29 protein-coding genes and 1 tRNA gene are annotated in these 23,728 nt (G+C 69.3%); 14 read left to right on the top strand and 16 right to left on the bottom strand.

Annotated elements, in window-relative coordinates:
- Window positions 1-33 precede the first annotated feature (33 nt).
- The 3 genes from ABGI63_RS19745 to ABGI63_RS19735 are packed head-to-tail and all read left to right on the top strand — an operon-like array spanning window position 34 to window position 1,648.
- The gene (locus tag ABGI63_RS19745; RefSeq protein ID WP_349744127.1) at window positions 34-807 is read left to right on the top strand and encodes a DUF2189 domain-containing protein; all 774 of its coding nucleotides are present in this window, start codon (window positions 34-36) and stop codon (window positions 805-807) included.
- 5 nt (window positions 808-812) lie between these two features.
- Entirely contained in the window at window positions 813-1,031 is a 219-nt protein-coding gene (locus ABGI63_RS19740) for a DUF2788 domain-containing protein (RefSeq protein WP_137942419.1), read from the top strand.
- The gene (locus ABGI63_RS19735; RefSeq protein ID WP_349744126.1) at window positions 1,028-1,648 is read left to right on the top strand and encodes a YitT family protein; all 621 of its coding nucleotides are present in this window, start codon (window positions 1,028-1,030) and stop codon (window positions 1,646-1,648) included. Before ABGI63_RS19740 ends, ABGI63_RS19735 begins: the two co-directional genes overlap by 4 nt.
- 3 nt (window positions 1,649-1,651) lie before the next feature.
- Here ABGI63_RS19735 and ABGI63_RS19730 read toward each other — a convergent pair whose 3' ends face one another.
- On the bottom strand, window positions 1,652-2,533 hold the full coding sequence (locus ABGI63_RS19730; protein WP_349744125.1) for an alpha/beta hydrolase: 882 nt from the start codon (window positions 2,531-2,533) through the stop codon (window positions 1,652-1,654).
- A 137-nt stretch (window positions 2,534-2,670) separates the two neighbouring features.
- Here ABGI63_RS19730 and ABGI63_RS19725 point away from each other — a divergent pair.
- Window positions 2,671-2,746 (top strand) — tRNA-Ala (locus tag ABGI63_RS19725).
- A gap of 60 nt (window positions 2,747-2,806) precedes the next feature.
- On the opposite strand, the gene ABGI63_RS19720 is transcribed toward ABGI63_RS19725, so the two are convergent.
- Entirely contained in the window at window positions 2,807-3,964 is a 1,158-nt protein-coding gene (locus ABGI63_RS19720; protein ID WP_349744124.1) for a serine hydrolase domain-containing protein, read from the bottom strand.
- Between the two features lie 163 nt (window positions 3,965-4,127).
- On the opposite strand from ABGI63_RS19720, the gene ABGI63_RS19715 reads away from it, so the two are divergent.
- On the top strand, window positions 4,128-4,802 hold the full coding sequence (locus tag ABGI63_RS19715) for a response regulator (protein WP_349744123.1): 675 nt from the start codon (window positions 4,128-4,130) through the stop codon (window positions 4,800-4,802).
- Window positions 4,803-4,849: 47 nt separating this feature from the next.
- Window positions 4,850-6,202, top strand: a complete 1,353-nt coding sequence (locus ABGI63_RS19710; protein ID WP_349744121.1) for an ATP-binding protein — start codon at window positions 4,850-4,852, stop codon at window positions 6,200-6,202.
- A 76-nt stretch (window positions 6,203-6,278) separates the two neighbouring features.
- Here ABGI63_RS19710 and ABGI63_RS19705 read toward each other — a convergent pair whose 3' ends face one another.
- Window positions 6,279-6,626 (bottom strand): DUF1090 domain-containing protein, encoded by a 348-nt coding sequence (locus tag ABGI63_RS19705; protein ID WP_349744119.1) that lies wholly within the window; start codon window positions 6,624-6,626, stop codon window positions 6,279-6,281.
- A gap of 239 nt (window positions 6,627-6,865) precedes the next feature.
- A complete protein-coding gene (locus tag ABGI63_RS19700; protein ID WP_349744118.1) occupies window positions 6,866-7,153 on the bottom strand; it encodes a hypothetical protein in 288 nt (95 codons plus the stop codon).
- 317 nt (window positions 7,154-7,470) lie between these two features.
- Here ABGI63_RS19700 and ABGI63_RS19695 point away from each other — a divergent pair, with 317 nt between their 5' ends.
- Genes ABGI63_RS19695 through ABGI63_RS19680 form a run of 4 tightly spaced genes read left to right on the top strand, consistent with a single transcriptional unit; the run spans window position 7,471 to window position 11,955 of the window.
- Window positions 7,471-9,633, top strand: a complete 2,163-nt coding sequence (locus tag ABGI63_RS19695; RefSeq protein ID WP_349744117.1) for a TonB-dependent siderophore receptor — start codon at window positions 7,471-7,473, stop codon at window positions 9,631-9,633.
- Window positions 9,634-9,649: 16 nt separating this feature from the next.
- Window positions 9,650-9,955, top strand: coding sequence for an iron uptake protein (locus ABGI63_RS19690; RefSeq protein WP_349744116.1), 306 nt, complete (start codon window positions 9,650-9,652; stop codon window positions 9,953-9,955).
- 25 nt (window positions 9,956-9,980) lie between these two features.
- Entirely contained in the window at window positions 9,981-11,645 is a 1,665-nt protein-coding gene (locus ABGI63_RS19685) for a PepSY-associated TM helix domain-containing protein (RefSeq protein WP_349744115.1), read from the top strand.
- Entirely contained in the window at window positions 11,638-11,955 is a 318-nt protein-coding gene (locus tag ABGI63_RS19680) for a DUF3325 family protein (RefSeq protein ID WP_349744114.1), read from the top strand. The genes ABGI63_RS19685 and ABGI63_RS19680 overlap by 8 nt, the downstream gene beginning before the upstream one ends.
- 10 nt (window positions 11,956-11,965) lie before the next feature.
- Here the strand turns inward: ABGI63_RS19680 and ABGI63_RS19675 are convergent, their stop codons facing one another.
- The 11 genes from ABGI63_RS19675 to ABGI63_RS19625 form a co-directional block, all read right to left on the bottom strand.
- A complete protein-coding gene (locus ABGI63_RS19675; protein WP_349744113.1) occupies window positions 11,966-12,451 on the bottom strand; it encodes a hypothetical protein in 486 nt (161 codons plus the stop codon).
- A complete protein-coding gene (locus ABGI63_RS19670) occupies window positions 12,448-12,642 on the bottom strand; it encodes a hypothetical protein (protein ID WP_349744112.1) in 195 nt (64 codons plus the stop codon). Before ABGI63_RS19670 ends, ABGI63_RS19675 begins: the two co-directional genes overlap by 4 nt.
- A gap of 145 nt (window positions 12,643-12,787) precedes the next feature.
- On the bottom strand, window positions 12,788-13,339 hold the full coding sequence (locus ABGI63_RS19665) for a hypothetical protein (RefSeq protein WP_349744111.1): 552 nt from the start codon (window positions 13,337-13,339) through the stop codon (window positions 12,788-12,790).
- A 234-nt stretch (window positions 13,340-13,573) separates the two neighbouring features.
- Complete coding sequence (locus ABGI63_RS19660; RefSeq protein WP_349744184.1) at window positions 13,574-14,764, bottom strand: MFS transporter; 1,191 nt, start codon at window positions 14,762-14,764, stop codon at window positions 13,574-13,576.
- A 5-nt stretch (window positions 14,765-14,769) separates the two neighbouring features.
- Window positions 14,770-16,548, bottom strand: coding sequence for an arsenic resistance N-acetyltransferase ArsN2 (gene arsN2 / locus ABGI63_RS19655; protein WP_349744110.1), 1,779 nt, complete (start codon window positions 16,546-16,548; stop codon window positions 14,770-14,772).
- A gap of 3 nt (window positions 16,549-16,551) precedes the next feature.
- On the bottom strand, window positions 16,552-17,031 hold the full coding sequence (locus ABGI63_RS19650; protein WP_349744109.1) for a MarR family winged helix-turn-helix transcriptional regulator: 480 nt from the start codon (window positions 17,029-17,031) through the stop codon (window positions 16,552-16,554).
- Between the two features lie 108 nt (window positions 17,032-17,139).
- The gene (locus ABGI63_RS19645; protein WP_349744108.1) at window positions 17,140-18,228 is read right to left on the bottom strand and encodes an ArsO family NAD(P)H-dependent flavin-containing monooxygenase; all 1,089 of its coding nucleotides are present in this window, start codon (window positions 18,226-18,228) and stop codon (window positions 17,140-17,142) included.
- A 6-nt stretch (window positions 18,229-18,234) separates the two neighbouring features.
- Window positions 18,235-18,966: an arsenical resistance protein ArsH gene (gene arsH, locus ABGI63_RS19640; protein WP_349744107.1), complete on the bottom strand. Its 732-nt coding sequence runs from the start codon at window positions 18,964-18,966 to the stop codon at window positions 18,235-18,237.
- Window positions 18,959-19,654 (bottom strand): aquaporin, encoded by a 696-nt coding sequence (locus tag ABGI63_RS19635; RefSeq protein WP_349744106.1) that lies wholly within the window; start codon window positions 19,652-19,654, stop codon window positions 18,959-18,961. The genes arsH and ABGI63_RS19635 overlap by 8 nt, the downstream gene beginning before the upstream one ends.
- A 9-nt stretch (window positions 19,655-19,663) precedes the next feature.
- A complete protein-coding gene (locus ABGI63_RS19630; RefSeq protein ID WP_349744105.1) occupies window positions 19,664-20,179 on the bottom strand; it encodes an arsenate reductase ArsC in 516 nt (171 codons plus the stop codon).
- Entirely contained in the window at window positions 20,176-20,499 is a 324-nt protein-coding gene (locus ABGI63_RS19625; protein WP_349744104.1) for an ArsR/SmtB family transcription factor, read from the bottom strand. Before ABGI63_RS19625 ends, ABGI63_RS19630 begins: the two co-directional genes overlap by 4 nt.
- Before the next feature lie 181 nt (window positions 20,500-20,680).
- On the opposite strand from ABGI63_RS19625, the gene ABGI63_RS19620 reads away from it, so the two are divergent.
- Window positions 20,681-20,947, top strand: coding sequence for a hypothetical protein (locus ABGI63_RS19620; protein ID WP_349744102.1), 267 nt, complete (start codon window positions 20,681-20,683; stop codon window positions 20,945-20,947).
- A gap of 65 nt (window positions 20,948-21,012) precedes the next feature.
- On the opposite strand, the gene ABGI63_RS19615 is transcribed toward ABGI63_RS19620, so the two are convergent.
- Complete coding sequence (locus ABGI63_RS19615) at window positions 21,013-21,564, bottom strand: hypothetical protein (protein ID WP_349744101.1); 552 nt, start codon at window positions 21,562-21,564, stop codon at window positions 21,013-21,015.
- A 213-nt stretch (window positions 21,565-21,777) separates the two neighbouring features.
- Between ABGI63_RS19615 and ABGI63_RS19610 the strand changes: the two genes are divergently transcribed.
- The 3 genes from ABGI63_RS19610 (at window position 21,778) to ABGI63_RS19600 (ending at window position 23,720) form a co-directional block, all read left to right on the top strand.
- The gene (locus tag ABGI63_RS19610) at window positions 21,778-22,092 is read left to right on the top strand and encodes a BON domain-containing protein (RefSeq protein ID WP_349744099.1); all 315 of its coding nucleotides are present in this window, start codon (window positions 21,778-21,780) and stop codon (window positions 22,090-22,092) included.
- Window positions 22,093-22,123: 31 nt separating this feature from the next.
- Entirely contained in the window at window positions 22,124-22,597 is a 474-nt protein-coding gene (locus ABGI63_RS19605; RefSeq protein ID WP_349744098.1) for a thioesterase family protein, read from the top strand.
- Window positions 22,598-22,658: 61 nt separating this feature from the next.
- A complete protein-coding gene (locus ABGI63_RS19600; RefSeq protein ID WP_349744097.1) occupies window positions 22,659-23,720 on the top strand; it encodes a hypothetical protein in 1,062 nt (353 codons plus the stop codon).
- The last annotated feature ends 8 nt before the right edge of the window (window positions 23,721-23,728 follow it).

Raw genomic sequence — 23,728 nt, 5'->3', positions numbered from 1 at the left:
GTGCACACTCGCACTGGCACTATCGGATCCTCGATGCGAACCCAACAAGCCCTGCAGGAATCGCGCCGTTTCGGCGTCAAGCCCATCCCCTTGCTGCGCCCGCTGGGCTGGCTGGCGCGCGGTCTGGCCGATCTGCGCCGCTGCCCCGGCCCCTCGCTGGCCCATGGCCTCGTGATGGCCGCCGGCGGGAGCCTGATCTTCTGGCTGGCGCGCGAGCGTTTCTGGCTGCTGGCCGGCGCCTTCAGCGGCTTTCTGCTGGTCGCCCCCATCCTGGCCACCGGGCTTTATGCGATCAGCCGTGCGCTGGAGCGTGGCGAGCGGCCCGGCTGGAGCACCGTGCTGCAGGCCTGGCGGCCGCATGACGGACGGCTGATCCTGTTCGGCCTGCTGCTGGCCCTGGCCGGCAGCGGCTGGGTGCTGACCTCGGCCTCGCTGATCACCGTGTTCGCCCCCGGCGCCATCGCCAAGCCGCTGGACTTTCTGCGCCAGGTGGTGCTGAGCGAGCAGTCGCTGCTGTTCGAGGCCTGGCTCGGGCTGGGTGCGCTGCTGGCTGCGCCGGTGTTCGCGTCCAGCGTGGTGGCCATCCCGATGCTGCTGGACCGCCGCGTCTCGGTGCTGGCCGCCGTGTTCACCAGCTGGCGCGTCGTGCTCGAGCACCCGGCACCGGTGGCGTTGTGGGCCCTGCTGATCATGGGGCTGACCCTGATCGGCATGCTCACGCTGATGCTGGGCCTGATCGTGATCCTGCCGCTGCTGGGCCATGCCAGCTGGCATGCCTACCGCGATCTGGTGAGCCCCAAGGACTGACGGCGATGTTCGGCTATAGCGAGGAGCAGATCGCGACCTTCGGCCTGAGCTTCGGCGTGGCCGCCTTCATGCTCTATATGGTCTTCATCATCCTGCAGCTGGCCCGCGAGTCCAAGGCCGGCAAGCTGGGCACCTTCATCCTGCTGCTGGGCCTGGGCTTCGGCCTGGTGGGCTTCGCGGCCAAGGGCGTGATCAAGTTCTTCCTCAGCGGCATCGTCGAATGAGCAATGCCAAGCTGAGCAGCCGCAGCTTCCGTCACAGCCTGTTCGAGGACGCACAGGCGCTGATCACCGGCACCTTGTTCGTCGCGCTGGGCGTGGCCCTGTTCAAGCAGGCCGGCATGCTGACCGGCGGCACGGTGGGCATCGCCTTCCTGATCCACTATGGCAGCGGCCTGGCTTTCGGTGCGCTGTTCTTCGCGCTGAACCTGCCTTTCTACTGGCTGGCCTATCGCCGGCTGGGCCGCGCCTTCACCGTCAAGACCGTGCTGGCGGTGAGCCTGATGTCGCTGCTGTCCGAGCTGCTGCCGCGCTGGCTGCGCTTCGCCGATCTGAACCCCTGGTTCGCTGCCATCGCCGGCGGCCTGCTGATCGGCGCCGGCATGCTGATCCTGTTCCGCCACCGCGCCAGCCTGGGCGGGCTCAATGTGCTGGTGCTCTATCTGCAGGAGCGCTACGGCTGGCGCGCCGGCTATGTGCAGGCCGGCCTGGACGCGCTCATCCTGCTGGCCTCGGCCGCCTTGGTACCGGCCGACCGCATCGGCCTGTCGCTGCTGGGCATGGCGGCCATCAACGCGGCGCTGGCGGTCAATCACCGGCCCGGGCGATACATGGCGGCTTGAGGACTACAAAAGGCCGCTGTACCAGCGCAACTCCAGCAGCTTGCGCGCCAGCTGATGGCTGCGGCCTTCCGGGTTGGCCAGATCGTGCAGGATGCTGAAATGGTCAAGACCTGGCACCTCCTCGCAGACCGGCACGCTGCGCGCCCCCCAGGCCTGGCGCAGCAGGCCGTTCTGGCGCTTGTACTCCTCGCTTTCCTTGGCGCCGACCACGCAGTAGACCGGCGTCTCGTCGGGCGCCGGAAAATTGACCGGGCTCAGGCGCCGCACCGCATCGGCATCCAGGCGCAGATCGCGCTGGAAGGACGGCGCATGGCGCAGCGGCTCCAGATCATGCAGGCCCGAGATCGACAGCACGCCCTTGACCAGATGGCGCGGCAGATCCGGTGCCACCGCCTTCCAGTCGCAGCAGGCCAGCATCGCCGCCAGCTGTCCGCCGGCCGAGTGGCCGACCAGCACGATCTGGTTCGGGTCGCCGCCGTGCTCGGCCGCGTGCCGCCAGACCCAGGCCAGGGCCTGCACCAGCTGCAGCGGGATGTGCTCCATGCTGACGCCGGGACACAGCGCGTAGTTCGGGATCACCACCATCGCCCCCTCGTCGGTGAAGACCGGGGCCAGGAAGGAGTGATCGGCCTTGTCCAGCGCCCGCCAGTAGCCGCCGTGGATGAAGACCAGCACCGGGGCCAGCGCCGAATGCTCGGTCTGGGCCGGGAACAGGTCCAGGCGCTCGCTGGCATGGAGGCCGTAAGCCAGGTCCAGCCGGCAGGCCGATTTCTCGCGCGACAGCTGGGCCGCCCGCGTCCAGCGCTCGAGAATCTGCGCGCTGTCGGCCACGCGGGCCCGGTTGTCGTACTGCGTGTCAAACCACTCGGGAGCGTGGTCGGCCATGGGGCATCCTTTGCTTGTCGTTGCGGACCGAGATGGCCGCAAGTGTCCCCCAGCCCACCCCACCCGCGCTCTCGCCGAAAACCCGCAGTGCCGCCCGGCCCCACGCGGCGCGGCGATTGCTATACTTTTTTCGCGTCGGGGGGGTAGCTCAGCTGGGAGAGCGCCGCGTTCGCAATGCGGAGGTCGGGAGTTCGATCCTCCTCCTCTCCACCACGCGATCTTTGCCTTGGGAAGAGGCTGCGCAGTTTCGACCCGACGGCCCGCCAGCGCCCATCAGCGTTCTTGCTGCAGATAGCGAGCCACCGGCAGCGCCAGGTCCAGATAGGTCGAGCCCAGATCGGATCCGTTGCGAGCGGCCACCACGACGAGACGACGGCTTGGATCGTAGAGGATGGCGCAGGAATAGCCGGCGCTGGCGCCCCCATGCCCGAGGAATACCCTGCCGTCCGGCAACTGGTGGCGCATGACGCCCAGGCCGTAGGCGTAGCCCATGTCGCCGATCGGCTCGGCGGGCACAAAGCGCAGCATGCGCTCCAGCGTGGCCGGGGATCGATAAAGCGCTCCGCCAAACAGCGCGGCCGCGAAGCGCGCCAGGTCTGCCGTGCTGGTGACCAGGGCATGGCCACCGGCAGCCCCGGCCATCGAGGGGGAGATTCGGCTGACATCCACCAGCCCCACGCCCTCGACCGACTCGTAGCCGTGCGCGAAAGGTGCCGGCATCTCCAGGTCGGCGGGTTCCGGCAGCGAAGAGTCCCGCATGCCCAAGCGGGCAAACAAGCGCTGCTGCACTTCGGCGCGCCAGCTCCGGCCCGCGGCCCGGTCGATGATCAGGCCGAGCAGGATGTAGTTGGTGTTGGCGTAGGCATGGGCACCGGGAGGCTGCTGCGGCTCCAGCAGCGCGGCGTCAAGATAGTCCTGCTCGCTGCGCAACTTGCCGGGATGACTCAGCACGTCGGCATCGTGCGCCGCGCCGGTGGCGGTATCGCCAAGCCCGCTGCTGTGGTTCAGCAGCTGCTCCAGCGTGATCTGCCCCCGGTAATTGAACCGTCCGACGCGGTCCGGCGGCAGCAGCTCGCCAAGCGGCGCTGCGAGCGAGAGGCGGCCCTCTTCGACCAGTTGCAGCACCACCGTGGCGATCAGCAGCTTCAGCACACTGCCGGCGCGAAAGCGGGCTTCGGCTCGCAGGGCGGCAGCCGGCTCGATCCGGCCGCGACCCGCGGCGAAACCCAGCGTCGGTCCGGAAGCCTCCCGCAGCGCCACCAGGGCTCCCGGCAGCGCCTCCGCAGGTACAGCCTTGTCCACCAGGGCCTGAACCGCCTTGCGGTCGAGCGGTGGCGTGGCCAAGGCCGCGTCGTTGCCGCCGCCACAACCCAGAAACAGGGTCGGCAGCAGCAGCAGGGCAGCGCCGAGCATTGCGCGTGAGATGAGCATGATGATGGGCCTCGTAGCTTGAAGGTTCGGAATGCCCCGGGTTGTTTTGGGGCTGGCTGACTCAAGAACCGCCGCACTCTAGGGGCGACTTCCTTTGCTTCGCCTTTGGGCCGCCTTCACAGCATTGGCATAAGCTGCGCCTGGCATCGCTTGGAGAGCCTGAATGCACATTCTTGTGGTCGAAGACGATCTGGACCTCGGCGCGGACCTGCAGAAAGCGCTGAAGGCTCATGGGCTGAGCAGCGAATGGGTGCGCACCCTCGCACAGGCGCGTGCCCTGTGCGGTCCGGCGGACGAATCCATGCCCTATGTCTGCGCCGTCCTCGACCTCGGGCTGCCCGATGGCGAGGGCTTGACGCTGCTCAGGGAGTGGCGGCGCGCTGCCCTGGCTTTGCCCGTGATCCTGCTGACGGCCCGTGATGCGCTGGAGGCGCGCGTCGCGGGCCTCGATGCGGGGGCGGACGACTACGTCATCAAGCCGGTGCAGGCCGCCGAGTTGGCCAGCCGCGTGCGGGCCGTCACGCGACGGGCGGCCGGGCAGGCCTCCAGCATCTGGACACTGGGCAGTATCAGCATCGATATGGGGCGCCGCGAGGTGCGCACCGACGAGGAACTGGTGTCGCTGTCGCCACGCGAGTTCGCCATCGTGGCCGAACTGGCGAGGCATGGCGGCGGCGTGGTGACCAAGCATCGCTTGGTGCGCGCTGTCGCACCGCTGGGCGAGGCGCTGGAGTTCAGTGCGCTCGAATGGCATATCCATAATCTGCGCCGCAAGCTGGGCGAGGACTGCATCCGCACGGTGCGCGGCGTCGGCTACGGCATGGCGGCCCCCTTGTGAAAGTGGGACTGCGTCCGTCCATCGCCAAGCGGCTGTGGCTGGCGCTGTTGCTGGCCTGCGTCCTGGTCTGGGGGGCCATCTACACCCTCGGGCATTGGATGGTCTATGCCGAGGAGTCGGGCAGCTTCGACCGCGAGATGCTGGCCCTGGCCCAGAGCCTGACGCGCTTGACCGAGGCGGCGACGGACGACGAGGGCCGTCTGGTCGCGATGCTGGAAGGCGTGGGTGCAAAGATCGCCAGCGACAGCGAAGTGCTCGGCTATCCGGAGGGTTTCCTGGCCTTCATCGTGCTGGATTCGCAAGGGCGTTTGCTGGCCCGTGCCGGCGCCGGGCCACAGCAGGTTCCGGACGGGCCGGATGGCTATGCGGACCTGGCAGGCGCGCAAGCCTATCGGGCCTACCGCACGCAATCCGCCGATGGGCGCTACCGCATCGTCGTGACCCAGTCGACGCGCAGCCGGCGGTTGAATTTCGACTCGGTGATGATCAGTCGCGAGGGCTTGCTGCAGCCGCTGCTGGTGGCCTTTCCGCTGGTCCTGTTGCCGGTGTGGTTGTCGGTGCATTCCGGGCTGAGGCCGCTGCGCCGCCTGTCCAGCGAACTGGCGCAGCGCCGCCCCGGGGATCTCGCACCGCTGCGCGTGACGGCTCGCTATGCCGAGCTGGAACCGCTGGTGCGCGAGCTCAACACCACCTTGGCCCGGCTGCATGCCCTGCTGCAGCGCGAGCGCAGCCTTCTGGCCGATGCCGCTCATGAACTGCGCACGCCGCTCGCGGTGATCAGCGCGCAACGCGACCGCTGGATCCACAGCAGCAGCGCCGAGGAGCGCCATCAGGCCACGCAGCGGCTGGATCTGGGCATCGCACGGGCCGGTCGCCTGGTGGGGCAGTTGCTCGCGCTGGCGCGGCTCGATGCCGAGGGCCCGCATGAGGCCGCCTCCGTGGATCTGGCGGATATCGCTCGCGACAGTCTTGCGATCCAGGCGGCCGAGGCGCACAGCCGCGGCATCGAGCTCAGCTACCGGGGCCCGGACCAGGCCCCCTGCCGCGGTCCGCAGCAGGCGTTCGAATCGATCATCGACAACCTCGTCAGCAATGCCGTGCGCTACGGTCGGGTCGGAGGGCGGGTGGAGCTGCAGCTGGAACGACAGGCCGGGCGGATGCGGCTGGAGGTCCGGGACGATGGTCCGGGCATTGCCCCGGCACTACAGGACAGGCTGTTCGAACGTTTTGTGCGTGGCGCCCATGACGGGCAGAACGGGTCCGGTCTTGGCCTGGCGATCGTCAGATCGGCGGCGCGACGGATTGACGCCGACATCGAACTGGGCCCAGGCCTTGACGGGCGCGGCGTGGCGTTCAGCCTGCAATGGGCCTTGCCATCGGATCCATCGGCGCCGGCCTGAACGGAGGTCGGCGCCAGAAGAACGCCATCGAGCCGCTGGATTGGCGTGCCGCCCGTCACCGGTCCACTCGACGCGATCAGGAGCCGACGGGCTTCTCCGCTTCCGTCAGCTCATGGCGGGCCTCATCGAGCTTGGTCTTTCTCGACGCGATCTTCTTCGCATCCCCTTTGTGCTCCGCTTCGCGCAGGCTCTTCTCGCGCTCGGCGACTTTGCGCTCCGCGGCCCGGATGCGCGTCTCCCTCTCCTTGGCCAGGGAGGCGTCGGTGCATCGGGCCTTGTTGGCGGCCAAGGCCCTGTTGAGGCCGGCAACTTCCTGGCTGCGGCCTCTGGCTTGCGCCTGGGTGATCTGGGTCTCGATGGCCGCCCGTTTCGCCTCGCAGGCGGGCGAGCGATCGGCCGCGAAAGCCGGCGCGGCGGAGGTCATCAGCAGACCAGCACAAAGCAAGAATCTTCTCATCATCACTCCCCCTGGATATGCACTCGGAAATTCGATGATATCGATGCCGTGGGAGCCTCCTCTTCATCGCTGATATCGGCAGGCCGGCTGAACAGCCTGGAACGCAAAAAAGCCCGACGGCCTCAGAAGGCCGTCGGGTAAACGCGCGGGTCGTGAAGAACAAACGCCCGGCAACTGCAAGGTAAAAAACGTGGGGAGCGCCGCGCTCAGTGCGAACCGTAGGCGCCGGGACCGAAGGCCTCATCGTCGACCTCGAGATCACGCGCCCGCGTCAGCAAGGCCGCCATCGCGCGCCGGCGATCCGCGCCCGAACTCACCGCCCGGTTCAGGATGGGCGCGAGCTGCGGATCGCTGCGGATGCGCAAGCGTGCTTGGCGCACGGCGGCCATGAACTGCGGCTGCTTGGCAAACACATCCAGATAGTCCCAGTGGCGCTCGGGAAACTCGCGCCACCAGGCAATGATGCTGTCTGGGTCGTTCAGATTGAGATTCATACTGATGCCCTCGCTCGGGTTTGTTGGCGAGATGACTCTCGCTCAATACTGTGTAAATATACAGTATTTTGCTAAGCTGGCAAGCGTGTGCAGAGCGCACGGTCGTTGCATCAACACCACCGGACCGGCTGACGAGTTCAATAACGGGAATCATTCTCAATTAAGATTACGCTTCTTGCGGTCTCGCTGCGCGTGACCGCCCGCCCGACACGCCAGCCATCGCCAGCCACGGAAATCTCCCGACAGCGGATGCACCTGCCCCGGCAGCATGCCCGCCCTCGTTTTCCGCCCCTGATTCCCGCTGGAGTTGTCCGCTGATGAGCCCCCAGAAGTCCTGGCGTCCCCACGCCATCGCCCGCGCCACCGCGCTGCTGTTTGTGCTGCCGTCCGCGCTGTGGGCACAGAGCAGCCCTGCCCCCGAGTCCTCCGAGGCCTTGCCGACGGTGCGCATCAAGGCTGCGGCCGACAAGGAAAGCGCCGGCGGTCCGGTCAACGGCTATGTCGCGAAGCGCAGCGCCACCGCCACCAAGACCGACACACCGCTCAGCGAGGTGCCGCAGTCGATCTCGGTGATCAGCGCCGACCAGATCCGCGACCAGAGCTCGCAGACCATGCAGGAGGTGCTGCGCTACAGCGCCGGCGTGCGCTCCGAGATGTACGGCCTGGACAACCGCGGCGACTGGTTCTCGCTGCGCGGCGGCAGCGAGGGCTCGACCCTGCTGGACGGCCTGCGCCTGCCGCTGAGCGGCTGGTGGGGCGTGGTGCGCAACGAGCCCTATGCCTTCGAGCGCATCGAGGTGCTGCGTGGCCCGGCCTCGGTGATCGCCGGCCAGAACGGCCCCGGCGGCGTCGTCAACCTGGTGTCCAAGCGACCGCAGGCCGAGAGCCTGCGCGAGCTCGGCGTCCAGTTCGGCAATAACGGCCACAAGCAGATCTACGCCGATCTGGGTGGCGCACTGAACAGCGACGCCAGCATGCTCTACCGGGTGGTCGGCCTGGTCAAGGACAGCGGCACCCAGGTCGACCATGCCTACGACGAGCGCCAGTATGTCGCGCCCTCGCTGAGCTGGACACCGTTCGCCGGCGCCAAGCTGAGCGTCTACGGCGAGTACCAGAAGGACAAGACCGGCAACACCAATGCCTTCTTCCCGATCGCCGGCACGCTGCGCCCCGGCCCCCAGGGCTATCTGTCGCCCTCGGTCTTCATCGGCGAGCCCGACTGGGACCGCTACGGCGGCGAACGCAAGCGCCTGGGCTACGAGTGGGAGCAGCGTCTGGACGAGCAGTGGAAGCTGACGCACCGGCTGCGCCATGACCGCGTCGACGGCCAGATGCGCACGATGTATGCCAATTGGTGGGAGGGCTACGTCGATGCCGACGGCACGGAAAATGACAAGGGCCAGTACCTGAAACGCACCTGGTCTGCCAACGACGACAGTAACCGCATCACCAACAGCGACCTGCTGCTGGAAGGCCGGCTGCAGTTGGGCGCCATCCAGCACACCGTGCTGCTGGGCGTCGACGCGATGCGCTCGCGCAGCGGCCACAAGTCCTGGGATGGCGCCGCCACGGCGCTGAATGTCTACAAGCCGGTCTATGGCAGCTTCCCGCTGCCGGCGCTGTCCGCCGTCAATGCCGACATCAGCCGTGTCAGCCAGACCGGGCTGCTCGTGCAGGACCAGATCAAGTTCGGCCCGCAGTGGGTGCTGGTGGCCGGCCTGCGCCACGACCAGGTCAAGAGCGGCGATGCCCGTGATTCCGCCACCTCGAAGAACCTGGGCCTGGTGCGCCTGATGGATGGCGGCTGGTCGCCTTATGCCAGTTATGCCGAGTCCTTTGAGCCGGTGGCGGGCAAGGACTTCGAGGGCAAGACCTTCAGACCCAAGCAGGGCAAGCAGATCGAGCTGGGCCTGAAATGGGCACCGGTCAACCGCAATATCACGGCGGCCGCGGCCGTCTACGAGCTGCGCGAAACCAACCGCCTGACCAATGACCCGGACCCTGCTCATGTCGGTTTCTCGGTGCAGCGCGGCGAGGTCACGGTCAAGGGCCTGGAGCTGGAGCTCAACGCCAGCCTGCGCCAGTGGGATCTGCTGGCCAGCTACACCTATATGGACGCCTACCAGTCCAAGGTCGAGGGCAGCGACCGGGCCTATCTGGGCAAGCAGCTCAGCAGCATTCCCAAGCACAGCGCCTCGGTCTGGGCCACGCACCGGCTCGACGCCTACGGCCTGGCCGGCTTCAAGGCCGGCGTCGGGCTGCGCCATGTGGGCAAGACCGCGGACGGCGCCGACATCACCAGCGTGCCCTCGACAAACCTGCTGGACCTGATGGTGTCCTGGGACCGGGGCCCCTGGCATGCCGCGCTCAATATCAGCAATGCCACCGACAAGACCTATATCGCCTCCTGCCTGGAGCGCGGCGACTGCTGGTTCGGCAGCCAGCGCAAGCTGGTGGGCTCGCTGGCCTACCGCTGGTGAGCGACGGCGACACGCGATGAGCCCAACCCCATTCACCCCTCCGTCCCGCCTGCACATCGTCGCCCGCATCGCGGCGGCGATGCTGGGCGGCTATGCCTTCTGCTGGGGCTTTGTCGCGCTGTTCATCGCGTCGATGTTCGCGGCCGGCATGCCTTTCCACGATGCCGAGTCGCTCAGCTATATGCTGGCCTTCCTCCTCTTCCTCGGGCTGTTTCTGTGGGCTTTCGCGGCCCGCAACCTGGCCCGCGTCTGGGGCGTGCTGGCGGGGGGCGGCGCGCTGATGACTGCGGCGGCCTGGCTGGTCCAGCGCGCGCTGCTCTGAATCCCTGACCCAAGGAGTAAGACCCGTGTTCCAGAACTTCCGGCTCACCATGGCCTGGCTGCACACCTGGTTCGGCCTGGTGCTGGGCTTTGTGCTGATGGTGGTGTTCTTCTTCGGCTCGCTGTCGGTGTTCGATCGCGAGATCGACCGCTGGGCGATTCCCGAATCGCGCTTCGCGCCGCAACCGATGCCTTCGTTCGACCGGGTGCTGCAACCGGTGTTCAAGGCCATGACCAAGCCCGACGCGGCCAATATCGAGGCCGCGCGCGAGCGCGTCAACGGTCCGATGGCCGACAGCTTCCCGGTCGTCAACAGCTGGGGCGCCTACACCACGCACCGCGACCCGGTGCTCAGCGTCTTCACCAGCTTTGTGCTGCCCAATGCCAAGCAGGCCGACGACCTGGTCTGGGGCAGCCTGACCATCGATCCGCGCGACGGCCGCCCACTGCCGCAAGACCATCTGAAGATCGGCAGCCAGTTCTTCTACCCGCTGCACTACAGCCTGAACCTGCACTGGAAAAACCTCGGCACCTGGATCGTCGGCTTCGCCGCGCTGATCATGCTGGTGGCCCTGGTCAGCGGCGTCGTGATGCACCGCAAGATCTTCCGCGAGCTGTTCACCTTCCGGCCGAAAAAGCATACCCAGCGCAGCGCGCTGGACCTGCACAACCTGACCGGCGTCGTCGCCCTGCCCTTCCACTTCATCTTCGCGCTGTCGGGGCTGGTGATCTTCGGCGGCATCTATTTCCCGGTCACCCACACCCAGCTGGAGCCGCTGCACGAGCTGCATGAGCAGCACGAGGCGATGGAAACCGGTTTGCCGGCCCAGCGCGCCGGTCAGCCGGCCGCGCTGGCCTCGGTCGACGCGATGGTGGCCGAGGCCCAGCGCCGCTGGGCCGCCAAGGGCATGGCCGGCGAGGTCGGCTTCCTGAGCGTGCAGCATGTCGGCGACGCCAATGCCTATGTCAGCATCTACCGCGCCGGCACCGACCGGGTCACGCTGACCGGCGAGGGCATGCATTTCAAGGGCAGCAGCGGCGCGCTGATCCGCGAGGACCCCCCGGTCACCGTGGTGGCCGGCATCAACAACTTCCTGACCGGCCTGCATCTGCAGCACTTCCGCCACTGGCTGCTGCGCTGGCTCTATGTGCTGGGCGGGCTGTCGGGCTGCGTCTGCATCGCGACGGGCTTCATCTTCTTCGTCGAGAAGCGCAAACGCCAGCATGCCAAGCAAGGGCTCAGCGGCGCGCGCTGGGTCGATGCGCTGGCCGTCACCACGGTGACCGGCATGCTGATCGCCACCATGGCCGTGTTGATCGCCAACCGCCTGCTGCCCGGCGATCTGCCGGCACGCGGCGACTGGGAGCAGTACGGCTTCTGGGGCGCCTGGCTGCTGGCTTTTGCCCATGCGCTGTGGCGCACGGCGCCGGTGTCCGAGGGCCGCATCGCACCGGCCTGGGGCGAGCAGTGCTGGGCGGTGGCTGCCCTGGCGATCACCGCCGTGCTGCTGAACTGGGCCAGCACCGGAGATCATCTGCTGAGCACCTTGGGCCGCGCCTACTGGCCGGTGGCCGGCGTCGATGTGGCGCTGCTGGCCAGCGCCGCGCTGGCCGTGCTGGCGGCGCGCCGGCTCGGTCGACGCGCGCGCCTGGCCAGCAGCAGCCCTGTGGCGGAGGCCGCCCATGCGTGAGCCCCTGATGCTGCTGGCGGCGCTGGCCGCCACCGTGGCCGGCCTGGGCTGGCTGGCGCTGGCCATGGAGGTGCATTGGCAGCAGGTGTGCGGCCCCAGGCCGCTCAAGCCCGCCACCGTGGGCGGCCTGCGCCTGCTGGGCGCCGCCGGTCTGCTGGGCTCGCTGGGGCTGTGCCTGAGCGTCGACCATGTCTCGATGGCCTCGCTGGTCTGGGTGATGACCCTGGCCGGCGCGGCCCTGCTGATCGCCTTCACGCTGAGCTGGCGGCCGCAGTGGCTGGCACTGCTGCTGCTTCGGTGCGCCGGCTGAGCCCCGGGTCTCAGTGCGGCCGGGAGGCCGGTGGGCCTTGCTGATCACCTCGCAGCTCGCCCCGCCAGCGCTCCAGCATCTGCTGGAACTCATCGGCGAGCCGGGCGTTGTCGAGCGGCCCGGCCTGGGTCGCCGAGGCCAGCGCGGCGCCGATGCGCTTGGCGCGCAGCATCGCGATGCCCTCGATCGCGCCCAGCACGATATGAGCGGCCGAGGCATCGAGCGTGTCGCTGGCCAGCATGTCGGCCGCCTCGCGCAGCACCTCCATCTCCTGCTCGATCTCGGCGGTATTGAGGCCGCTGCGGCGCAGCGCCGGCAGCAACACCAGCTCCTCCAGCCGCCAGCTGAGTTCCAGTGCCAGCAGCAGCTGACGCTGCGCCTGCGCGACTCTCTCGGACGGCGTTTGCCGCAGCGCATCGAAGCACTCTTCATTGGCGGCGCGCAGCTCGGCGAACAGCGCGTTCACATCATGCTGGAGCGGGCGCTCGGGGCTCATTGCGAGGGTGCCGGGCCGAGCTGGCTGCCACTGCCGCGCAAGGCGCCACCCTCGCCTTCCCAGGTATGGACCTCCTGGGGCTTGACGGGGCCGCCGGCCACCGCAGCGTGCTGCTGGCGGCGGGCCTGGCGGCGCCACAGCGCGATGCCGGCCAGCAGGGCCGAGACGATGCCTATGCGTTTGCTGATCATGGGGCTGCTCCTTGATGACTGCCTGGGCCACCACCGCGATGGCCCATGCACTGATCTTGGTCGAGCCCGGCCGGGCCGGCTATATCGGCACGCCGCTTCCTGCTGTAGGACAAGGCCGACCGTTGCAAGCCCGGGGGCCGCCGTGTCACCAGCGGCTTTGCACCGTGACGCCGATGCGGCCGCCGCGCGGCTTGAAGGACACGGTGGTCTGGCCGCTGAGCTCGACGCGCACGCCGCGGCGCAGATCCTCGTAGGGCTTGCGGCTGTCGAACACCAGACCCATGCGCAGCTGGCGGGCCTCGTCGGCCGACGCCAGCCCCGGCTCGGGCACGGTTCGAGGCGCATTCAGCAGCGGGGTCTGCAGGACCAGTTCGGAGCGCTGCCCGGTGGCGAGCGAGACGCCCACCAACAGACCGGCCTGGCGCGCGCCGCCGTTAGCGGGCAGCAGGCCCTCGCGCTGCTCCACACCCAGGCCCAGACCCAGCGCTCCCGCGCGAGGCCGCATCCACACCATGGTCTGGCGCGCGCTCGACGAGGCGAGCGCCCCGGGGCCCAGCGCCGGCACCGCGCCGCTGGTCGCCAAGGGCTCGCCCTGGTTCACGCTGAGTCTGAGTACCGAGCCATCGAGCGCGACCCGCTCGGACAGATCCTGCGCCAACGCCGGCGAAACCAGGGCTGCGGCGCAAAGACAAGCCATCAGGCAGCGACAGGCGCCAACCGAGGCAGAAGCTGCTGAGCCCGTCATGTCCGCACTCCTTCGCTGAGACGCCTCCATCGTAGGCAGGGAGGCGGTCCGGCGCTGTCGGCGGGCAGCGCCGGCCGGCGTCGGACGCCGCCGACAACGCGCAGGCGCCTTGTTCAAACTATGGAAGCAAGCCCGGGCAATTACCAGGCAGGCCGGCGGCACAAGATCGCGCAAGGCCGGCAAAAATCACGGTTCCTCGTGCGGCGGGTCCGCACTCAGCGCGGCCAGCGCGACAAAGGCCATCAGCCCCAGCCCGGCCGAGAACCACATGGCCTGCGCGCCCCAGCGCGCCAGCAGCAGACCGAACAACCAGGGCGCCAGCGCCTGGGCAAAGCGCGCCGGCACCGCCAGCAGTCCCTGCCGGTGGCCGTAGCCTTGCGGCCCGAACAGCACCAGCGGCAAGGTCCCCCGGGCAATCGTCAGCACGCCATTGCCACCGCCATGCAGCAGTGCGAACACGGCGGCCAGCGGCGCGCCGAAGCCGGCCAGCAGGACCGCGCCGGTCGGATGCATCAGCGCCGCCAGCCGCGCCGACAGCAGCGGATGGAGCCGCCGCAGCAGGCCAAACTCCAGCAACCGGCCGGCCACCTGCGCCGGCCCCACCAGGGCCCCGACCGCCACGGCCGCCGCCAGGCTGGCGCCCGCGGCCTGCAGCAGGCCCGGCAGATGGGCGGCCATCGCGGTGCTGATGAACATCGTGATGGCGAACACCACCGCCAGCAAGGCGGCCGCATGGCGCGAGCCGACCAGCGTCGGCCCGGCGGCAGCCGTCGCGGCCCTTGCGACATCCGGCTTCGGCCCGGCAGCGGGCCGGTCGACCTCGGGCAAGCGCCAGTTCAGCGGCAGGCCGAGCAGCAGATGCAGGCCGGCCCAGGCGAAGCAGGCACCGCGCCAGCCGAACTGCAGCTCCATCAGGCTCGACAAGGGCCAGCCCACGGTGCTGGCAAAACCGGCGATCAGGGTGATGCCGGTGATGCTGTTGCGCGCCTCGTGGCCATACAGCCGCACCAGGGTCGAGAAGGCCGCTTCATACAGCCCGCCACTCATCGCCAGCCCGAGCAGCAGCCAGGCCGCGAACAGTCCGACCCCGTCGCGCGCCAGGCCCAGCGCGGCCAGCCCCAGCGCGAACATCAGGCTGCTGCCCATCAGCACCGGCCGGCCGCCCCAGCGGTCGATGGCCCGGCCGGCATAGGGCCCCAGCAGCGCACTGGCGATCAAGGCCATCGAGAAGGCCGCGAACACCGTCGGCCTGCTCACCCCCAGGTCAGCGGCCATCGGCGCGGCCAGCATCGCCGGCAGGTAGTAGGACGAGGCCCAGGCCAGGGTCTGGGCCGTGCCCAGCGCCGCCACCGTGCCGCTGCGCTGCAAGGCCGCCATGCGCATCAGCCGCAACAGGCGGTGCTGGCGGCGCCGGCCTTGCTGCCGCAGCCACGGCGCACGGCCGGGCCGCTGCTGCAGACGCCGGTCTGAGGCAGCTCCAGCTCGACCCGGTCGGCCGCCTCGGTGTCGCCGGCCAGCGCCGCCGCGACCGAGCGCGCCTGCTCGAAACCGGTGGCCATCAAGAAGGTCGGTGCGCGGCCATAGCTCTTGACGCCCAGGGTGTAGAAGCCCGGCTCCGGATGGGCCAGCTCGCGATGGCCATGCGGGCGCACCGTGCCGCAGCTGTGCAGATTGGGATCGATCAGCGGCCCCAGGGCCTCGGTCGACTCCAGCCAGGGGTCGAGCTTCAGGCGCAGCTCGCTGCCCAGGCTCAGATCGGGGCGCTGGCCGGTGGCGACGATCAACTCGTCGAAGCCGCTCAGGGTCAGGTCTTGCCCTTGCACGGTCAGGCTGCCGTCTTCCTCCTGGCGCAGCGCGGCGATGCGCAGCCCGCCGAAGAACTCCAGCCGGCCTTCGTCGCGCAGCGCCCGCAGTGCGCTGCCGAGCTGGCCGCGGGCCGGCAGCGCGTCCAGCGCGCCGCCGCCGAAGGCACGCGCCGGCGCGGCCGTGCGGGTGGCCCAGGCCAGGCGGGTGCCGGGCACCTGCTGCGCCAGCTCGGCCAGGGCCAGCAGCGCATTGGCGGCCGAATGGCCGGCACCGAGCACCAGGGTGCGGCGGCCGGCATGGCGCGAGCGCGCCGCGCCCAGCACGTCGGGAATGCCATAGGCGATGCGAGCCGCCAGCTCGGGCTCGCCCAGCGCCGGCAGGCCGTTGGCGCCGGCCGGGTTGGGTTGGCCCCAGGTGCCTGTGGCGTCGATCACCGCGCGGGCGCGCAGCTCGAGGGTCCGGCCATCGCTCTGCGTGGCGCGGATCACGAACGCCGCCTGCTCGCGGCCGGTGGTCTTGACCTTGTCGAAGCCCTCGCGGCTGAGCGCCGTCACGCGGGTACCGAGCCGCAGCGCGGCCGCCACCGCCGGCAGCGCGGCATAGGGCTGGAGCACCCGCTCGACGATCTCGCGCGCCAGCGGCAGCTCGTCCTCGGGTGGCGCCTGCCAGCCGCCGCCGGCACGCAGCTGGCGGGCCATCGCGGCGTCGAGGTTGTAGCGCCAGGGCGAGAACAGGCGCACATGGCCGTAATCCAGCAGGTGCGCACCGACCGAGTCCCCGGCCTCAAGGATCAGCGGCGTGATGCCGCGCTCCAGCAAGTGGGCGGCAGCGGCCAGGCCCACCGGGCCGGCGCCCAGCACGGCCACCGGCAGATCGCCGGCGGAGCCAGCCTGGGTCGGGGCATCGTCCTCAACCAGCAGCAGCGCCATCGCGGTGGCCGAGGCCGGGCAGGCGCCGCGCAACTCGGCCGAAGCCTGCAGTGCGGCGGGCAGCGCGGCGCGTTCGACGTGCTCGAAGCCCAGACGCTCGAAATAGCCGGCGGCCGTCGTCGTCAGCAGGAAGAGCCGGCGCAGGCCACGCCGCCGGGCCTCATCCAGGAGCGTGGCCAGCAGGCGGGCGCCGATGCCTTGCTGCAGCAGCCCGGGCGCCACCGCCACCGAGCGCAGCAGGCCGATATCGCCGTAGCGCTCGATGCCGGCGCAGCCGACCAGTTCGCCGCCCTGCTGGGCCAGCAGGAAGTGCGCGAGATGCTCGCGGGCACCGTCCAGCGGCAGCCGGTGGGCGCCGAGCAGCGCGCTGATCGCGGGCCAGTCGGCCGGGCCGGCCTGGCGCAGGGAGATAGGGAGGGTGGTCATGATTTATCCGTCCTTGTTCCGTTCGCTGGCGGGCAGGCAGCACATCGCGCTGTGATCCGCCCGCAGGGTTTTGAGCAGCAGCAGCAGCGCGGTTTGCACCGCTTCGCGCTGCGGGGCTGGAAGCGTGGCCAGCAGTTGCTCCGCATGGCCGTCCAGCAAGCCGTTGAGCTCGCTAACCCGTGCCTCGCCAGCCGGGCTCAGGCCCACCAGCCAGCTGCGCGCATCGACGGGGTTGTCGGTCTTGAGGACCAGGCCCTTGGCCGCCAGGCCCTCGACGGCGCGGCTGACCCAGCTCTTCTCCAGCAGCAGCCGCGTGCCCAGCTCCGACATGGGCAGCGCGACACCAGCCCGAGCCAGCTCGGTCAGGATGTGGCACTGGGTCGGCGTGGTCTGGCAGCAGTCGGCCACCAGGCGCTGGGCCCGGGTGTAGAGCCGCGCCACTTCGCGCAGCAGTTCGCCGGCCGAGGCGGAGGAGGTATTCATGAGGTTGTGGATAGCAACTAGTTGCTCGCACGGTAGTCCTCGCGGATTTGGTTGTCAATAGCATCTATCTAGTCAAAGATGAGGGCGGCGCAGCGATGGGCTGCCGCCTCAGGGCGTCGGCCCGGCCGGCGCGTCCAGTTGGTTCAGGTAGTCGTCGATTTCCAGCGCCGTGCTGCGCGCGCTGCGCATCACGCCGACCAGGGTGGCCGAGGCCGCACCGACCCAGTCGCCATAGCCGAGCAGCCACAGCCGCGGCTCGACAATGCTGCGCGTGCCGTGCACCGCGATGCGGCCGCTGTCCGGCTCCGGCAGGCCCAGCGGCGCCAGATGGTCCAGCGCGGGCTGGAAGCCGGTGCACCAGATCACCGCGTCGAAGGCCTGCGCCTGGCCATCGGGCCAGACCACGCCCTCGGCCGTGAAGCGCTCGAAGGGCGGACGCGCCGTCAGCACGCCGCGTTCGCGCGCGGCCCGCACCGGCGGCACCATCACGATGTCGCCGAAGCCGCCGGGCAGCACCTCGGCCGGCTCCCCGCGCTGCTGGGCCAGCCAGCGCGCGGTGGCGCGCTCGAACAGCACCCGGCCGTCGACCTCGTCGGGCAGGAACTGCGGCGGCCGTTCGGTGACCCAGACGGTCTGCGCCGCATATTCCGACAGCTCGGCCAGGATCTGTGCGCCGGAGTTGCCGCCGCCCACCACCAGCACGCGCTGGCCGGCAAACGGGGTCGGGTCTTGATAGCGGGCCGAATGCAGCTGGCGGCCGCGGTAGGCGGCCTGGTCCGGGTAGACCGGCACGACCGGATGGCGCCAGCTGCCGGTGGCGCTGACCACGCTGCGGGCCCGCCACTGCCGCGCGCCGGCCCGGACGAGCAGGCCCTCGGGCGAGGCTTCGACGCTGTCGACCAGCACCGGCCGCTCAATCGGCAACTCATAGCGCTGCTCGTAGCGCGCCAGATAGTCCAGCAGATGCTCGCGCGAGGGATAGCTCTGGCCCGGCTCGGGCGGCAGCGGCCAGCCCGCCAGCGAACTCCACTGCGCCGGCGAGAACAGGCGCAGCGAGCGCCAGGCATGGCGCCAGGCACCGCCGGGGCCGTCCTCGGCATCGAGGATCAGGAAGCTGCGCCGGCTGCGGCGCAGGAAATAGCCCAGCGACAGCGCGGCCTGACCCCCGCCGATGATGAGGACGTCGGGGCGGTCCATGGCGCGCTAGATGCTGGACTGGTTGACGCGACGGCTCAGCGCCTCGGCGTCTTCCTTGCGCTCGCTGTAGCGGTCCACCAGATAGGGCGAGACATCGCGGGTCAGCAGCGTGAACTTCATCAGCTCCTCCATCACGTCGACGATGCGCTCGTAGTAGCTGGAGGGTTTCATGCGGCCGGCCTCGTCGAACTCCTGGAAGGCCTTGGCCACCGAGCTCTGGTTCGGGATGGTCAGCATGCGCATCCAGCGGCCCAGGATGCGCATCTGGTTGACCGCATTGAAGGACTGGCTGCCGCCCGAGACCTGCATCACCGCCAGGGTCTTGCCCTGGGTGGGCCGCACCGCGCCGCTGCTCAGCGGGATCCAGTCGATCTGGGTCTTCATCAGCCCGGTCATCGCGCCATGGCGCTCCGGCGAGCACCAGACCATGCCCTCGGACCACTGGGCCAGCGCTCGCAGTTCCTGCACCTTGGGGTGGGTGTCCGGCGCGCCATCCACCAGCGGCAGGCCGGCCGGGTCGAAAACGCGCACCTCGGCCCCCATGGCCTCCAGCAGCCGGCCGGCTTCCAGCACGGCCAGCTTGCTGTAGGAGCGCTCGCGCAGCGAGCCATAGAGCAGCAGGAAGCGCGGCCGGTGCCGGGACGGCGCGGCCACGCTCAGGCGCTCCTGGGTCGGTGGCTCGAACAGGGCCGCTTGCAGGGCCGGCAAGCTGGCTTGTGGAAACAGCGGATCAGACATGGCGCTCGGAGGCAGAAGGATGGGAAGACTGGCGGGCAGTCGCCGGCCGCAGCAGCCGATGCACGCCCAGCGCCAGCGCGGCGCCCAGCAGCTCGGCGAGGACAAAGCCCGGCGCGCTGGCCGGCGCGATGCCGGCAAAGCTGTCGCTGAACATGCGGCCGAACACAGCGGCCGGGTTGGCAAAGGCCGTGGAAGCGGTGAACCAGTAGGCCGCGCCGATATAGGCCGCGACCATGGCCGCCACCCGCGAAGCCGGCGCCCGCAGTATCACCAGCAGCAGGCCGAAGGTGGCGACGCCCTCGGCGATCCACTGCCCGGTGCCGCTCCTGGGCTTGCTGGAGAACTGCAGGATGCTCAGATCGAACATCGCATGGGCCAGCCAGGCGCCCAGCATCGCGCCCAGCAGCTGGGCGCCGACATAGGGCAGGAGGATGGCCGCGGGCAGCTCGCCGCGCCAGGCCATCACGGCGCTGACGGCCGGATTGAAATGCGCACCGCTGACGGGGCCGAAGACCTCGATCAGGATGTACAGGCCGCCCACCGTGGCCAGGGTGTTGGCCAGCAGCGCGATTGCCACATTGCCGCCGGACAGGCGCTCGGCCATCAGGCCGGAACCGATGACGACCGCCAGCAGCAGCGCGGTGCCGAGGCCCTCGGCCAGCAGCTTCTGGGAGGTGCTTGCATGCATGGTCGCGCCTCAGCTCTTCGCGATGGCGTTCAGCGCTGCCAGCAGCTCCGGCCTGCTCATCGACTCCAGCGGCAGCTGCAGCAACTGCAGCATGCGGTAGCCGATGGCCTGGCGGGTCAGCTCGAAAGCGCGGCGCTTGCCCTCGTCGCCACCTTCGGCATTCGACGGATCGGCATAGCCCCAGTGCACCTTGACCGGCTGGCCTCCATCACGGTTCGCTCCGAAGAACACCGGGCATTGCTCGGCCGCGGCGCTGTCGCAGACGGTGATCACCAGGGACAGCGGCGGCGCCTCGGGGCCGGTGAACTCGTCCCAGCTCTTGCTGCGGTAGGCGTCGGTCTCGATGCCGGCGTTGCTGAGCGCTTCGATGGCGAAGGGGTTGATGCGGCCGCTGGGTGCGCTGCCGGCACTGTGCGCGCGGACGTCGCGGCCCAAGCGCACGGCGAGGTGGTTCAGCATGCCCTCGGACAGCACGCTGCGGGCCGAGTTGTGGGTGCAGAGAATCAGAACGTTGAATGTCGTCATGGGCAGCACATCTTGTTGGGGTCGGGCAGGCAGGCCTCGCCCTGGCAGCAGTTGGCGGCCAGATAGGCCAGCAAGGCGTTCATCTGCTCATAGGCGGCGCGGTAGATCAGGTGGCGGCCATCGCGCTCCTGAGTCACCAGGCCGGCATGCAGCAGTTCCTTCAGATGAAAAGACAGCGTCGAGCCGGGCAGCGCCAACTGCTCGGCCAGTGCGCTGGGCGTCAGGCCGGCCGGGCCGGCCACGACCAGGGCCCGGAACACCTGCAGCCGCGCGGCCTGGGCCAGCGCGGCCAGCGATTTGATGACTTGCTGCTCTTCCATATTTCCATCTTAATCGAAATATAGAATAGATAGCAAGCTCACGGGAACGCCAGCGCGGGCAAGGTAGCAAAACAATCCCACGCCGCGGACGAATAAGGGTTAGCCTCGGGCGAGAAGCCGGCACAGACGGGCAACACCACTCCCGGCCTCGCGCCGTACGCAGTCAACCGCAGGCCCCACCATGTCCCACGCCGCTTTTTTTCACCAGCCGTCGGAAACCGTCCGCTTCTATGTTCCGGTCGGCACCGGTCAGGTGGGCGCCAGCGTCAGTCGCGCGACCCTGCATCATTGCTTCCGCCCCGGCTCGCAGGACGAGGATCCGCTGGAGACCTTCGAGGCCTTCTCGGCCGAGCTGGCCCTGGCCGTGCAGCGCCGCGTCGCCCAGGGCGCACTGGAGCCGGTGATGCTGCGCGAGTTCGATCTGCGGTCCGAGCCGCGCCAGAAATAAGAAAACCCGTGATCGGCTGATCACGGGTTCGGCCTCGCCCGCAGGCGAGGATCAGCGAGCAAAGGTCAGCTCTTGCCGAACTGGGCCTTGGCACCGGAGATGCAGGCGCTCTTGGCATCGCCCGCCAGCGCGTCGCACTTCTCGAGGGCCACCTTGTAGTCGGCATCGCGCTTGTCCTCGACGGCATCCTTGCGCGCCTCGCCGACCTGCTTGCCCAGCTTCGCGTCCGCCAGGGCCTTGGTCTCGGCGGCCTTGGCCTCCTTGACGCAGACATCCTTGTCGTTGCCGGCCTTGTCGTCGCACTTCTCCTTGGCCACCTCGTACTCGGCCTTGGCCTTGGTGGTCAGCAGCTTGGTCTGATCGGCCGGCTTGCCACTGTGGGCGTACTCGAGTTCGGCCAGGGCCACCTTCTCCTTGCCCTTGGCCTGCTCTTGGCAGACGTCCTTGGCATTGCCCGACATCGCATCACAGCTGGCCTTCGAGGCCTTGTACTCGGCACTGATGCGGGTCTTGCCGGCCTTGTACTCGTCCTTGCTGATGGTGGCGGCCTGGGCCATGGGCAGGGCCAGCAGGGCGGAAATCAGCAGTGCAGACTTGATCTTGAAACTGGTGTTCATGAAGGCATCCTCTTGGGTTGATGGAGTGAACGCAGTATGCAAATCACCCTGGGCTGCGGCCTAGCAGAGGAGGCCTCGGCTTGCCGTAGTCGGCGTCCTACATGGGCTGGCGCTGTGCGCCTATGGGCCGATATCGACAAAGTTTCTACAGTGCAGTCATGGCTTGTCGCAACTTGCGCAGTCCACTGCCCTCACCACTCCAAGGAGATTCTCATGACCATTCGCCACACTTTCGCCATCGGCCTGACCACGCTGGCCTTGCTCGCCACCACCGGCTGCGCCGTCACCCGCGGCCAGCAATCGGTTGGCACCTATGTCGACGATGCGGCCATCACCACGGCCGTCAAGGCGCGCTTTGTCGACAACACCAATGTCGCGGCCTCGGCCATCAGCGTCGAGACCATGAAGGGCACCGTGATGCTGTCGGGCTTCGCGAAGAACAGCACCGAAAAGAGCACCGCCGAGGCGCTGGCCTGGAAGGTCGACGGCGTCAAGGCGGTCAAGAACGAGATCACCGTTCGCCCCTGAACCGATCTGAAAATGCGCTACCGTTGGGGGCATGACCTGTCACTCCAGCCTGTTTGAAGCCGAGTTCGTCCAGCGCCTGTGCGAGATCTTCGAGCAGCACATCGCCTTCAACCAGGTGCTGGGCCTGCGGATCGACAGCCTGGAGGCCGACCGGGTCAAGGCCCACATCACGATGCGGCCCGAGCTGATCGGCCATTTCACCCACCAGCGTCTGCATGGGGGTGTGATCAGCGCGACCCTCGATGCGATGGGCGGGCTGGCCGTGATGGCGGCGACCGGCGCGCGCCATATGGACGAGGCGCCGCTGGCCCGGCTGGCGCGCTTCGGCAAGCTCGGCACCATAGACCTGCGCATCGACTACCTGCGCCCGGCCACCGGCCCCTGCTTCCACGCCACGGCCGAGGTGCTGCGCCTGGGCAGCCGCGTGGCCTCGACCCGCATGGAATTCAAGGACGCCGAGGGCCGCCTGCTCAGCAGCGGCGCTGGCGCCTACATCGTGTCCTGAGCGCGCTGACGGCGCAGGCATACTGGGCAGCGACGCCACGCAGACCGACCCGCCCGCCGCCATGCCGCCTATTGACCCCGCAGCAGATGCCGCCGCGACGCTGGCGACCGTGAAGGCCGCCATGCTGGCCCACCGCTGGGACTACGCGCAAGGCCTGGCCGAGGCGGCCCTGAGCGCAGCTGGCGGCACGCCGGCGCATGGCGAGTTGCAACTGCAGCTTGCGATGAGCCACTGGTGGCAGGGTCATCTGAGCCAGGTCCACCCGGCGGCGCTGCGCGCGGCGGCCCTGCCGTTGCCGACCGGCCAGCGTATCCGGGCGCTCGGGCTGGCGGCCCTGGGTCTGAGCGAGTTGGGTCTGGTGAACGAGGCGCTGATGCCGGCGCTGCGGGCGCTGGTGCTGGCGCGCGAGCCGGGCCAGCACCCGCACCTGCCGAGCGCGCTGAGCTGCGCGGCCCATGCCTACGCGCTGGCCGGGCAGCCCGAGCTGTCCGAGCCGCTGCATATGGAGGCGCTGTCGATGGCCCGCGAGTCCGCCCACAGCGGCGAGTTGCAGCAGGCCTATGCCAACCTGCTGGTGAGCTTCGCCCATGCTCATGCCGAACTGCTGGAGCAGGCTCAGCCGGAGGCGGCACGGGCGGTGCTGCAGCGCGGGCTGCACCATCTGAGCCAGGCGCGCGGTCTGCTGCTGGACGGCCGCATCCAGGAGGAGCGCCAGGTGGGGATGCGACTGGCGATCGCTCGCTTGCTGATGCTGGCCGAGCGGGCCGACGAGGCTGAGCCGCAGCTGCGGCAGGTCATCGCCGACAGCACCGCGCTGTCCAGCCATTTCTACCTGCACGCCGGCCGCCAGGTGCTGGCCGAACTGCTGCATCGGCGCGGCCGGCATCACGAGGCCTTGACCTGGTTGCGGCCGGAGCTCGACCGTGAGACCACTCACGGGGTACAGAGCCTGCGCATCGCCGCGCTGCGCAGCGCCCTGGCCTGCCAGCAGGCGCTGGCGCTGGCCGGCGAAGCGGCCTGCACGCGGGCCGATCTGGAGCAGGCCCTGGCCGAGCGGGACGATACGCGCCGGCAGGCGCGCCACGACCTCATGGCGCTGCCGCAACAGGCTGCGCTGAGCTGAGGCGGCCG

Source organism: Roseateles cavernae (genome assembly GCF_040187885.1).
GTDB lineage: Bacteria > Pseudomonadota > Gammaproteobacteria > Burkholderiales > Burkholderiaceae_C > Roseateles_E > Roseateles_E cavernae.
This window is presented reverse-complemented; position numbering and strand designations above follow the sequence as displayed.